Origin of the sequence: Pseudomonas sp. 5P_5.1_Bac1, from assembly GCF_025466015.1 — a bacterium.
In the GTDB taxonomy this organism is placed as follows: Bacteria; Pseudomonadota; Gammaproteobacteria; order Pseudomonadales; family Pseudomonadaceae; genus Aquipseudomonas.
The window spans coordinates 1-301 of record NZ_JANLNX010000113.1 but is presented as its reverse complement, the minus strand read 5'-3'; the positions used below and the strand labels follow the sequence as shown (position 1 = coordinate 301).

Annotated in this window: 1 protein-coding gene; it reads right to left on the bottom strand. The window is 67.8% G+C overall.

Annotated features, from left to right (window positions below; all coding sequences use genetic code 11):
* Window positions 1-301, bottom strand: a 301-nt coding sequence (locus NTD82_RS26290) for an autotransporter outer membrane beta-barrel domain-containing protein (RefSeq protein ID WP_262128455.1), incomplete at both ends; no start/stop codon positions are given.

Below are 301 nucleotides of genomic sequence, written 5' to 3'. Positions count from 1 at the left end.
GTCGGCGCCCACCGCGATACCGCGGCTGTAGGCGTTGTAGCCGGCCACACCGTCACGCAGGTCTTGCGAGGCGTCGCTGTACAGGCTCTGGACCCAGACACCGGCTTCCTTGAAGCCTTCGCCGGACGACGCGCCGCGCAGGCTGCTGGTGCGGCTGCCGGTGACGTTGCTGACCAGGCTCTGGCTGGTGGTTGCAGCCTGAGTGGCGCCGCCGTTCACTTCTGGCGACAGTTGCTCGGCCAGTTGGGTCAGTTGCGCTTCGTCGGTGTTGAGCAGGGCCTGCAGCAGCGGGTCGTTCGGA